The organism is Chryseobacterium pennae (assembly GCF_003385515.1).
GTDB lineage: Bacteria > Bacteroidota > Bacteroidia > Flavobacteriales > Weeksellaceae > Chryseobacterium > Chryseobacterium pennae.
The window spans coordinates 198379-210495 of the sequence record NZ_QNVT01000001.1; the positions used below are offsets into that span (position 1 = coordinate 198379).

The window sequence follows — 12117 nt, forward strand, 5'->3', positions numbered from 1 at the left end:
TAAATATTGTTAAAAAACTATTCTATTGTGGTTTATAAATATAGTTTACTCCATAGCCTTTCGTCATATACGTCTGTATGTCATAGGCATAGTTTGTACTCATTACAATCGGCATCGGAATATGTGCCGTAAGATCTGTTACAGACCATCTCTTAGGATTGTTAGGAGAAAGAATTAAACTTTCTTTATCATTACGTTTCGTAGATAACAATCTGGAAATTTTATAAGTAAACGGTAATAATGTGAATGGGCTGATCTGCTCATCATAAACATAATATTCGTATCCGTATTTTTCAACAGGGGCTCCATAAATTTCTCCAGTAGGACCGGATGCCGGGCCATAAAGTCTAATTACTTTAGATACATTGTCTCCGGCATAAGTATATGCTGTTTTTGAATACTCTGTAAACGCAAATTGAACTCCCGGAACATCTACTCCTTTTCTCATAATGATACTATCCAGTTTGGTGGTAGCTGCACTATATTTTAAAGCATAAATGTATTTTTCTGTAGCTAATAAGGTCTGAGGACCTGGCTTAGTGGAAGGAGGAACTGGTAGTGGTCTTCTGAAAACATAGCGGGTTTCAGAAATCGACTGCAATCTGCTATTGTTTCCATAATTGAATAATTGGCTGTAGGAAACACTGTCTTTATCCAGTTTTCCGTTTCCGTCAAGATCAAGAAAACCTCTGAAGGTAATCTGGCTGATTCTGTCACCACTGTACATAATATCTGTAATAGAAGCACTGTCAGTGAGCACTCTGGTCACCTGCAGCCCGCTGTACTGATATTCTGCAAGAGTATCTTTAGCTGTAATTTCTCTATATAAAGCTCGTGGACCACTCAGGCCACCTGTCTGATTCAGATCCAAAAGAGGATTCCCGTCTTCATCCAATAAATTTTTGCACGAATGTATTGACGAAAAACCTGCAATTAATAAGATAAAATAGAAAATTTGTTTCATTTCCTGGTAATTGATTATTTTTTTCACAAATATAATTTTTTTTTGCATAAAAATTATATGATTATTAATATTCTGATAAGATTAACAAAGATTATCTACCTATTAATTCATATAGGTAAACATCAGATTCTGAGATCCGTCATACGATCTGAAATGAATTTTGCTGTTCCGGAAACGTATGACATGAAGCCAGCAACCCGAAAGGAATAATACCAGCGAACATTTTAAGAAAATAGTTTTTTACCATATATTTTAATTTGTTCAAATATAATTCAATTTTACACAACACAGACCACTTTAACCAACAAATCCACAAACATTACAGCCAATAAATAAAAAAAATCTAAAAACATAACGCTTTTAGATTCTTAATTATTATATGAATACAAAAATTAATAAGGTTGTAATACAGATATAGTTAAAACTGACTGTGCCATATCATTACTAAGAGTTGATCCATCTACAGCTCTTCCAATTCCCAGTGTGGTATTATTTAATGTTCTGTTGATGCAAGCTACTTTAACAGAATATTTATTTTTTGGCTTAAGGTTCTCAAGCGTTGCATTAAGATTAAATATTTTATAAGCCCCACTGTCTCCCTGTAATACATCAGTTCTCACTGCTTTAAGTTTATTATCAACAAACACTCCACATGCAAAACTTGCTGATGCTGTACCGGCATACATTTTTTGGGCAGTGGTTTGAAATGAGAACGTTACCTTATTTGACATATTTGTCACAGAAAAAGTATCCACAGCCTGGGGTATCACAAGCCAATTAGTCGTTAGGTCATCATTTTCACTGTAAGGTACAGGGTTACCATTAGTATTAAATGAGATTCCCGTTTGATCTGCAACAGTATTGATCGAAAACAACGACATACTCCCCTGTCCATCAGCTATTTTAATACTTTTCCAGTCATTTGCAGTCATTTCCGAGTTGTTATGAAAAATGTCTCCGGCATTACCGGCTGACCCTTTAAATAAATCAGTACCAGCAGTTCTTACCTCTTTTCTAACATTAATATCTCCATTTACATCTAACTTATTAACTGGATTTGCAGTATTAATACCGACTTGAGCGCTCACTAACCCGATAATCAATAAAAATTGAACAAAAAATATTTTTTTCATAATTGGTTTTTAATTTATTATCGTGTTAAATGCTTGTGGAACTTCATATACCTCTACTTTCAAAGATGATTGAGCGATAAAGTTGTTAATATTGGTATTTGTATTTTTTCCTACAGACAATCTCCTGTTGGGAGCATCCCCGTACGATCCAACCCTTGAACAGGCAACGCTTACCTTATGGTTTCCTTTAGAAAGATTTCCGATTAGTCCAATTTGATTGTGTGTCATGAAAGGATATTGGGCACTATTAGCCTTTAAGTTATTCTGTCTCAAATTGATCAGCTTATCATCCACAAAAATACCGCAAGCATAGTCTATTGATGTATCTGTAGTTCCATTGCTTCCAAAATTTGCCTGTACTACAGTTTCAAACTGAAAATACGCTTTACTCTCAGTACTGAACACACTGATATTCTGTGACAAACCAGTGATTTCTTTGAATCCGATAAGGCTACCCAAACTTGTTCCTTTAGTAAAAGTTGCGCCTTTAGAAGCGCTCATATTAGGTTCATCTGAATATGAGAAATCAACTCCTAATTTATCCGAAAAGGAATTATTAAAGATCAGATAAAACTTATTCGGTTCATATTCTGGAATACGAAGAGTTTTCCAGATAGGTGCATATCCCTCACCTTGGGAAACCAGCAACTGGTCATTATTTCCAATAGAAAGCGTGTTATCTGTCGCATCAAGTACGGCAATTTTATCTCTCAGATTCAAATCTCCGTTTACATCTAGTTGTGCTTTTGGAGAATCAGTATTAATACCCACCTGGGCTGAGAGCATCAGTCCTGAGGCAAGAAGTATAGTCGAAAATATATTTTTCATCACTTAAATTAGTTGGATTTATAAGTTACATATTCAATAACATCTATCTTCATATTAGACTCCAGTGTAAACGCATTAGACGCTCCATTGGAACTCTGAACATCACGGCCTATGGCAAACTGAGAATTTACATTTGAAGTGTTGATTTTTCTACATGCAATTTCAAGTTTTTGTACTCCAACAGGAACATTGAGTTCTGTATAATTAAGTGTGAAAATATAATCCTGAATACCAGCTTTTGCCGTATTATTGTTAGAAGCTACCCTGTCAGGACGTACGGCAACCAGTTTATCATTTCTGAAAACAGCGCAAGCAAATCTTACATTATTAGAAGTCGTAGATACCGGTGCCTTCATTTCAACTCCGGTCTGAAACTGATAAGTAAGCCTGTTTTTTCCATTTTTAATGGTAAAAATATTTTTAAGACCATCAATTTTCACCCATTTACCTTTAGAAGTATCATTGATATCATCCCCAACACTATTTCTGGAGACACCATCCCCCTGAATACCGTTAGAAAGTGCTGTAATACCTACCTGATCCGATGATAAATATGAATTGATCAATTTGTACTGTCCCTCTTCCATAAAAGGAACATTCAGTGATTTCCAAATTGGAGCATTACCTTCGCCCTGAGAAACCAATACCTGCCCATTCAATCCGGCATTTCCTGCACTCGTTGAAGTTCCGCCTACTCTGAGTTCTTTTCTTAAGGTGGTTTTGCCGTTTACATCAAGCGTTGATTTTGGCTTCGAGGTTCCGATTCCCACCTGTGCGTGAGCATAGGAGGAAATGAGTCCAACTACGCAAGTAAATATAATTTTTTTCATAATTAAGGACTGCAAAGGTACTGATTACGAATCGAAAAAATTCCAGTTACAACCCTTAAACCTATAGAAATAAACACATTACAGCATAGAATTATTTATATGAAAAAGTAGAATTATTTCTACATTACGCCATCAGAAAAACTAAAATAAAATTACACAACACTTCAAACTACTTCTGCAACGGGCTTTATTCAACAGTCTTTTCTCATTAAAAAGTGACTTTAACCCCATCAAAAAGGGCCTAATTCTCCTAACTATGAATATTTCGAAGAAAAAACATGATAACAATCACAAAAAAACCATATAAAAAAAACGAATTTTTATATGGTTTAATAACTTTTGAAGGAAATTTATTAATTTTTAAAAACTATATTTTAATTATGTTCAATAATTGCTTTTAGTAAAATATTTACCTCATCTACATTTTTCACCCGTTCTTTTCTCATCATCAGCTGATTTCCTTCTTTACCGGATTTCTCTTTAAGCTGAGCTTCCGCAGGGTTTCTTGTCAAATAATTAATGATATGTCTGAATCGGTCGGTCTGATAGAATTTGTCCTGAGGATTACCCGGGAAATATCCTAAAAACACACCATTCTTCATCACAATCTTTTCAAAACCAATATCTGCAGCCAGCCACTTCAGGGAGACGCTTTTCAGTAAATTCACTGCTTCTTTCGGCAACGCCCCGAATCTGTCAATCAGCTCAAGTTCAAACTGATGAAGATCTTTTTCATTATTGATCTCTGCTATTTTCTGATACAACAACAGTCTCTCTTCTGTATTGGAGATATAGAAGTCAGGCAACATCAGTTCCAGATCTGTATCTATATTAACATCTTTCACAGATTTGAAGAGCTTTTGCCTGTCTTCTTCATTTTCGAATAAATTCTCAAAATCAGCATCATCTTTTAATTCTTCAAGGGCTTCCTGCATAAGCTTCTGATAGGTTTCAAACCCCATCTCATTGATGAAGCCACTCTGCTCTGCACCTAATAAATCTCCAGCACCACGGATTTCAAGGTCTTTCATCGCTATCTGGAAACCACTTCCAAGATCAGAGAACTGTTCAATAGCCTCCAGACGTTTTCTGGCATCAGAAGTAATCATATCATAAGGTGGAGTGATCAGGAAACAGAAAGCCTTCCTGTTGCTTCGTCCTACCCTTCCTCTCATCTGGTGAAGATCTGCCATCCCGAATTTTTGCGCATCATTAATAAAGATTGTATTTGCATTCGGAACATCTACCCCACTTTCTACAATGGTGGTTGAAACAAGAACGTCATACTTTCCTTCCATAAAATCAAGTACATTTTTTTCCAGCTGTTTACCATCCATCTGCCCATGTCCGGTGATTACCCTTGCATCCGGAACCAGACGCTGTATAAGCCCGGCAATATCTTTCAGGTTTTCAATTCTGTTATTAATAAAATACACCTGTCCGTCTCGCTGAATTTCATAAGAAATGGCATCACGAAGTATCTCTTCATTGAATCCCACCAGCTGAGTATCTACCGGCTGTCTGTTGGGTGGTGGAGTTTTGATTACGGACAAATCTCTTGCTGCCATTAAAGAGAACTGCAATGTCCTTGGAATTGGAGTAGCAGTTAACGTAAGCGTGTCCACATTATTTTTCAGAGTCTTCAATTTATCTTTTACTGAAACTCCGAACTTGTGCTCCTCATCAATAATCAATAATCCAAGGTCCTTAAATTTAACGGAACTGCTTACTAACTGATGAGTTCCGATAATAATATCTACTTTCCCGTTTTTCAGGTCATCCAGCGTTTCAGATTTCTGCTTGGCAGTTCTGAATCGATTAACATAGCCAACATTGACCGGAAAATCTTTAAGTCTTTCTTTAAAACTCCTGAAATGCTGAAATGCCAGAATAGTAGTAGGAACAAGTACCGCGACCTGTTTACCGTCTGTTGCAGCCTTGAATGCAGCCCGGATTGCAACCTCAGTTTTACCGAAACCAACATCACCACAAACCAATCGGTCCATCACCGTATCCGCTTCCATATCTTTTTTCACATCTACAGTTGCCTTTTCCTGATCTGGAGTATCTTCATAAATAAAGCTTGCTTCCAGCTCATTCTGCAGGTAAGAATCCGGCGTATAAGCAAAACCTTTGGCTGTTTTTCTTTGAGCATATAACTGAATAAGATCAAAAGCAATCTGTTTAACTTTGGCTTTTGTCTTTTGCTTCAGGGATTTCCAGGTCGGAGAGCCCAGTTTACTCAAAACAATCTCTCTTCCATCCGGTCCGTTATATTTTGAAATCTTGTGTAATGAATGAATGCTTACATATAATAAATCACCGTTTTTGTAGGTCAGCTTAAAACATTCCTGAATTTTTCCGTCATTATTCACTTTCACCAATCCCATAAACTTTCCGATTCCATGGTCGATATGGGCAATATAATCACCTATTTTCAGGGACATCAGATCTTTCAGAGTAAGCTGTTCTGATTTTGCAAAGGTGTTTTTGGCTTTATATCTCTGATAACGGTCAAAGATCTGGTGATCTGTATATACCAACAGTTTATGCCCATTATCTACAAATCCTTCATGCAGTTCAGATTTAAAACTTTTAAAAGGAAGCTCATGCTCAAGTTCTTCAAAAATAGACTCCAGTCTTTCCTTCTGCTTTTCTGTTGAAAAGGAAATCCAGGTATCAAACCCGTCTTTTTGTTTTTCTTCCATGTCCTCAATCAGGAGTTCAAAGTTTTTATGGAAGGAAGGTTGTGGAAGCTGCTCCATTTTAATTTCAGCAATTTCTTTCAATCCCTGAATGGCTACATTTGCAAAATCAACGGTTTTAAATTTCTTATAATCAAATAAAAACTCCTGATCGGAAATAAAAAGCTCCTGCGGTGTTCTGTGAGCAATATCTTTATTTAACGTTTCATATTTTTCAAGGGACCTTTCATAGAATGTTTTAATCTTCTCCATTCCTACCATTCCGTTTTTGGAAATGACGTAGCTTTCCTTAGGCAATAGCTGCAGCAATGACACCCGACTTGCTGTCACAGAAAAATTCATATTGGATACCAACTGAAAATCCTTTACTTTATCTACCGAAAGCTGAGTTTCTATATCAAAGGTTTTTATACTTTCCACTTCATTACCGAAGAAAGTGATCCTGTATGGCTTTTCATAAGAATAAGAAAATACATCTACAATTCCTCCCCTTACAGAAAACTCACCTGGTTCTGAAACGAAATCTGATTGCTGGAAATGATAATGATTAAGCAGCTCATCCACAAAATCAAAATCCAGCTGATCACCTACTTTTATATGATGGGAAATAGCTTTGAAATCTTCTTTCTTTAATACCTTTTCAGACAGTGCTCCAGAATACGCAACGATTACTTTTGGAGACCTCCCTGAATTGATTTTGTTCAGAACCTCAGTTCTCAATACCAGATTGGCATTCTGCGTCTTTTCTACCTGATACGGTTCAAGATGGGTAGCTGGAAAATACAATACTTTTTCTTTTCCAATCAGATCTTCCATTTCGGTGTTGGCATACAATGCATCTTCCTTATCATCTACCAGATAAAGAATATTTTTTTTCTGAACCAAAAAAAGTTCAGCCACAAATACAGAAACTGAGGATCCTGCACTTCCTTTCACGGCAATATGCTGACTATTTTCTAACTGAGTAAAAATTTCTTTTCCGAACTCTTTTTGCATCAGGTCCGGAAGGAATTTTTCGTTGATGGATTTTAACTGCATAAATAGTAATGGTATAAACGACAAAAGCGATTTCGGGAGTTTTCCGAAACCGTTTAATGGTATACAAAGGTAAGGATATTTTTTTCTTTGAATAGAAATCAGCCAGACTTTTAGATTTAAAATGAAAGACTTAGCCTATTTAAATCTTAATTTTTTACTAATTCATTTAATAACCTGTTAAAAAAGATTGCATTTTTTCCCATGGCATAGTGTTTGGCTTTTTAAATAAACCAAACATTAAAAGTAGTATTATGAAAAAAGCAATGAAAATTCTAGGAGTATTGATGCTGTTGATTTTTACAGCATTATCTTTTTCGTCGTGCAGCAAGGATGATGATCCGGCAGACAACGACTTTTTTGCAGGAACCTACAAAGGAAGTGTATCTTATAATGATGGAGGCTCTACCAATACCAACACGGATGCCGGAAGTGTATTTGTAACGAAAATTGCCAGTGGCACCAAGTACAACTTTACCTTCTCAAACGGTATTCCTAGTCTGAATGGAATAGAATTCAGCAAACAGGGAGATAATACCTTAGTGATGGTGGGATCTACTGCCACTTCTTATATCAGAATTGACAATAATACATTGAAAATTTTATACATTCAGGATGGTAAAACCTGGACAGCTAACTGTACACGTTAACCCATCTGTTGTTCATGTAAAAGCCTGTTCTCTTAATCGGAAACAGGCTTTTTTTTATTATTCAGCAAGCTGCTTTAATTTTTTTTTAAGCTGTAATAAACTTTAGTTAAGTTTAAAAAACCAAAATTTCTAGCCTGCTTTTTGTATATCTTTATTCAACAAAAAATAAACAGTATTCTTATGAAAAAATTATTATCAGCAATGTCATTAGTTTTAGGACTGGGCCTTGCTACTGCTCAGCAGACTGCTCCCGCTACTCATACAACCCCTGCCCCTGTAAAAGCGGCAGCTGCTAAACCAGCAGAAGTAAAAGCGGCAAAACCAATGGTTGCTAAAACAGCTAAACCGGCAGAGGCAAAACCATCTCAACCTGCCCCTGCTGCTAAAATGAAAAAAGACGGTACTCCGGATAAGAGATATAAAGAAAACAAGCATCTGAAAAAAGATGGTACTCCGGACAAAAGGTATAAAACAAATAAATAAAGCATAACATCAACATATAGTTGTTATTTTCATAATCAAATTTCGAGAAAGGCCGATGGATTCGTTTCATCGGTTTTTTTTATGCCTTACGTTCTAAAAATAATTCCACAATTCTCTACTTATTTATAAATTTGAACCATGTTAAACTTCTTCAAGAAAAACGCAGCGCTGATTTGGGCAAAAAAACATGTTCAAAAGGCAGAGGAATTCAAAAAAAATGCAGAGAAAAACCAAGAGGATGTATTGATCACTCTTGTCAGTACTGCCCAAAAAACACTTTTCGGGCGGGAACATGATTTTGAAAACATCCGTTCTGTAAAGGATTTTCAGAATAGAGTTCCCATTGCTGATTATGAAGATTTAAAACCATACATCGAAAGAGTAAAAAAAGGACAGTCCAATATTCTCTGGACAGATACTCCTGAATACTTTGCCAAAACTTCCGGAACAACTTCCGGCTCAAAATACATCCCTATCTCTAAGGAAGGAATGCCTTATCAGATTGCAGGAGCTCAAAGTGCTTTATTTCATTATATAAGCAAGAAAAACAATGCAGATTTCGTTAACGGAAAAATGATCTTTCTGCAGGGAAGTCCGGAACTGGAAGATGTTTTCGGAATTAAAACCGGCAGATTATCCGGCATTGTTGCCCACCATATCCCAAGCTACCTTCAAAAAAACAGATTGCCAAGTTGGGAAACCAATATTATGGAAGACTGGGAGGCTAAAGTAGATAAGGTTGTTGAAGAAACGGAAAACCAAAACATGACCCTGATTTCAGGCATACCGCCCTGGCTTATCATGTATTTTGAAAAGCTGACTGAAAAGCACGGAAAAAAGATAAAACAATTATTTCCTAATCTTCAACTTATCGTTACAGGCGGCGTAAATTATGAGCCTTATCGTGATAAAATGGAGGATTTATTGGGTGGAAAAGTAGATATTATCCAAACATTCCCCGCATCTGAGGGGTTCTTTGCTTTTCAGGACGATTATACCAAAGAGGGGCTTTTACTTTTAACGAATCATGGTATTTTTTATGAGTTTATTCCTTTGGAAGAATATGGGAAGCCAAACGCCAGAAGATTAACATTAAAAGAAATTGAGCTTAATAAAGACTACGCACTGATCCTTACAACCAATTCAGGATTATGGGCTTACTCTATCGGCGATGTGGTCAGGTTTATTGATAAAAATCCATACAGGGTACTGGTAAGCGGAAGAACTAAACATTTTACTTCCGCATTCGGAGAACATGTGATTGCGTTTGAAGTAGAGGAAGCCATGAAAGCTACTCTTGAAAAGCATCCGGCACAGATCACCGAATTCCATCTTGCACCACAAGTTAATCCAGGTGAAGGTCTTCCTTATCATGAATGGCTGATTGAATTTGAAAAGGATCCTGAAAACTGGGAAACATTCAGAAATGAATTGGATCAGCAGCTTAGAAAGAGGAATACCTATTATGAGGATCTTATTTCCGGAAATATTTTACAAAAGCTTCAGATTACAAGACTCAAGAAAAATGCGTTTCATGAATATGCGAAATCTCAGGGAAAACTGGGTGGCCAGAATAAAACACCAAGATTAGCCAATGACAGAAAAATCGCAGATCTGTTAGAAATTTACAAACTTTAAAGATATTTTTTCAATTCCAAAAACGTATATTCGAAAAAAATTATAAATTTGAAAAACTAAACGAAAATAATGAAAGCATCTGTACTGTTGAAATCATCTTTATTAACGTCTTTATTTGTCATTACGTCTTGCGCTACTACAAAATACAGCGAAGATATTTCAAAAAACAACTATTCCAATCTGGAAGCCGGTAAAATTTACAAAGTTACCATGAGAGACGGGTCTCCGAAGCAGAAAATATTATTCAGAAACGTTGTAGGAGATAATCTTGTAGGTACGGCCGGAAAAAAAGACAGTACAGAAGTAATTATTCCTAAATCGAATGTTGCTGCAGTGAAAGACAGCAGAAAAGCAAGAATTGCAACTGGAGCCACCATTATCGGAGCTGCAGGTGTTGCAGCGATTGTACTCAGCTCTTCAAGAGCAGACTAAAATAGATTTTATCTTTTGATATATATTTATTATATCTTTTAAAAAACAACATACTGATAGCCCTAAATAAATTTTTAGGGCTATTTTTGTTCATGATTTCCTTTACCCCGTTAAAGACATTACAAAATGTTGAATTCAGAAATCTTCTTACTGGGAGGTTTTTTATTGTTTTAGCTTTCAGAATGCTTGCCACCTTATTGGGATGGTGGGTGTATCAATTAACCAAAGACCCTTTTTCAATAGGACTTATCGGCCTTTCGGAGGTAATTCCTGCGGTAAGCTGTGCTTTATATGCAGGACATGTGATTGATATGAATGAGAAAAAAAGATTGCTGCTCATTTGTAATTATGCTTATATCTTTCTGATTGCATTGCTTCTTATTCCAGCTTTTCTTAATGTTCAAATGCATTTTACAGGGCATCAGATCACTTACTACATTTATGGAGTTATATTTTTCACAGGGATTGCAAGAGCCTTTATCGGCCCTATTATTCCTTCTATGATTCCTAAAATTGTAAAGAAAGAAAATCTGCCTAATGCTGTTACTCTTAACCAGGCAACCTTTCTGATATCCTCTGTATGTGGGCATGCTATTGGAGGACTCCTTATCGGATATTTCGGAGTACAGTGGACTTTGGTGGTTATTTTATCCCTGATATTTATTGCCTCGCTTTTTTTCTGGCACCTGAATAAGCAATATTCTGAGTATAAGAAAGAAAATGTAGATGTGGTGGAAAGCATGCGTGAGGGAATCTCCTATATTTTTAAAACAAAGGAAATTCTGGGTGCTTTGTGTCTTGACATGTTTGCTGTACTTTTTGGAGGAGCCGTAGCAATGATCCCTGTATTTGCAACAGATATCCTGAATTCGGGAGCTGAAGGATTTGGTTTACTGAATGCAGCTTCTGATATTGGCTCTATGTGTATTATCACTCTTTTATCTATTGTTCCTTTACGAAAAAACCAGGGGAAAATATTACTTGCAGTAGTTACTGGTTTTGGAATCTGCATCATTGGCTTCGGATTATCAAAACTTTACTGGCTTTCTTTTATGTTTCTTATATTAAGCGGAATGCTTGATGGGATCTCCGTGGTCATCAGAGGAACTATTGTACAGTTAAAAACCCCTGACCATATAAGAGGACGGGTTTTAAGTGTGAACTCAATATTCATTATGTCCAGCAATGAAATGGGACAGTTTGAAAGCGGTGTAATGGCCAAAGCATTGGGAGTGGTACGCTCGGTGGTATTTGGAGGATGCATGACAGTTCTGATTGCTCTAATTGTAGGAAGCACCAATTCAAAGCTTAGAAAAATGCAATATTAACAAATTTATCATCAATTGATTTAAGAACACTTAAATCAAACCTAAATAATACATACACAAAATAAGGATAGAAAATTTTCTATCCTTATTT

Annotated in this window: 10 protein-coding genes; 5 read left to right on the forward strand and 5 right to left on the reverse strand. The window is 36.2% G+C overall.

From position 1 onward, the window contains the following. Positions 1 to 22: 22 nt before the first annotated feature. The 5 genes from DRF65_RS00935 to mfd all read right to left on the reverse strand — a co-directional run bounded on the left by DRF65_RS00935 (position 23) and on the right by mfd (position 7498). On the reverse strand, positions 23 to 991 hold the full coding sequence (locus DRF65_RS00935; protein WP_228438432.1) for a hypothetical protein: 969 nt from the start codon (positions 989 to 991) through the stop codon (positions 23 to 25). 365 nt (positions 992 to 1356) lie between these two features. Continuing rightward, entirely contained in the window at positions 1357 to 2097 is a 741-nt protein-coding gene (locus DRF65_RS00940; protein WP_115968102.1) for a hypothetical protein, read from the reverse strand. Positions 2098 to 2106: 9 nt separating this feature from the next. Next, entirely contained in the window at positions 2107 to 2925 is an 819-nt protein-coding gene (locus DRF65_RS00945; protein WP_115968104.1) for a hypothetical protein, read from the reverse strand. An 8-nt stretch (positions 2926 to 2933) separates the two neighbouring features. Further along, on the reverse strand, positions 2934 to 3755 hold the full coding sequence (locus tag DRF65_RS00950; RefSeq protein ID WP_115968105.1) for a hypothetical protein: 822 nt from the start codon (positions 3753 to 3755) through the stop codon (positions 2934 to 2936). Between the two features lie 374 nt (positions 3756 to 4129). Then, a complete protein-coding gene (gene mfd / locus DRF65_RS00955) occupies positions 4130 to 7498 on the reverse strand; it encodes a transcription-repair coupling factor (protein WP_115968107.1) in 3369 nt (1122 codons plus the stop codon). A 251-nt stretch (positions 7499 to 7749) separates the two neighbouring features. Here mfd and DRF65_RS00960 point away from each other — a divergent pair, with 251 nt between their 5' ends. From DRF65_RS00960 to DRF65_RS00980, 5 genes are all read left to right on the forward strand, one after another. Further along, on the forward strand, positions 7750 to 8145 hold the full coding sequence (locus tag DRF65_RS00960; protein ID WP_115968109.1) for a hypothetical protein: 396 nt from the start codon (positions 7750 to 7752) through the stop codon (positions 8143 to 8145). A gap of 180 nt (positions 8146 to 8325) precedes the next feature. Beyond that, on the forward strand, positions 8326 to 8628 hold the full coding sequence (locus DRF65_RS00965) for a hypothetical protein (protein WP_115968110.1): 303 nt from the start codon (positions 8326 to 8328) through the stop codon (positions 8626 to 8628). Positions 8629 to 8766: 138 nt separating this feature from the next. Then, on the forward strand, positions 8767 to 10266 hold the full coding sequence (locus DRF65_RS00970) for a GH3 auxin-responsive promoter family protein (RefSeq protein ID WP_115968112.1): 1500 nt from the start codon (positions 8767 to 8769) through the stop codon (positions 10264 to 10266). 69 nt (positions 10267 to 10335) lie between these two features. Beyond that, entirely contained in the window at positions 10336 to 10698 is a 363-nt protein-coding gene (locus DRF65_RS00975) for a hypothetical protein (RefSeq protein ID WP_115968113.1), read from the forward strand. 92 nt (positions 10699 to 10790) lie between these two features. After that, the gene (locus tag DRF65_RS00980; RefSeq protein ID WP_115968115.1) at positions 10791 to 12026 is read left to right on the forward strand and encodes an MFS transporter; all 1236 of its coding nucleotides are present in this window, start codon (positions 10791 to 10793) and stop codon (positions 12024 to 12026) included. Positions 12027 to 12117 lie beyond the last annotated feature (91 nt).